Annotated in this window: 1 protein-coding gene; it reads right to left on the reverse strand. The window is 42.9% G+C overall.

What is annotated here, in order from left to right; all coding sequences use genetic code 11:
- A partial coding sequence (locus V6260_RS18495; protein ID WP_341595564.1) for a flagellin occupies positions 1–555 on the reverse strand: 555 nt, incomplete at both ends.

Below are 555 nucleotides of genomic sequence, written 5' to 3' on the forward strand. Positions count from 1 at the left end.
TTGTGCTATTTGCTGTACTTAACACTGAAATACCTGAGTTCATTAACAACTGCTGCTTAGTCATATTTGACGTTTCAGCTGCAAAGTCAGCATCCATTAATGTAGATGATGCTGCTTGCGTATTTTCTTTCATGTTTGTTACGTTCGTCATCGTATGCTCAAGACGATTCATTGACGCACCCAGTGATGAACGAGCCGTGCCAATAGTGCTAATAATTGTATCAACATAACCTAATTGAGTTTGCGCGCTAGCAACATCAGTAAAAGCAGCTGTGTTACCAATTGCGGTATTAACGCTTGTAATTGAACCTGAAATATCAACATCCAATGTCTCTGCTGCACTGGAGCCCACCTGGAACTTAACTGCGCCAGTAAATTTACCAGCAGTAACTACTGGAGGACCCGCAGCCGCCGTACTAAAAAGCCCAGTTCCACCAAAAGAAGTATTTTCCATAATACTTGTTAACTCTGCAGATAAGGCGGTATATTCAGCACTTTGTGCAGTCCACTCAGTTGTACCATTCGCATCACTCGCACCTTGTGTCGCAAGCTCTT

Source organism: Pseudoalteromonas aliena, from assembly GCF_038155085.1.
GTDB classification, from domain to species: domain Bacteria; phylum Pseudomonadota; class Gammaproteobacteria; order Enterobacterales; family Alteromonadaceae; genus Pseudoalteromonas; species Pseudoalteromonas aliena_A.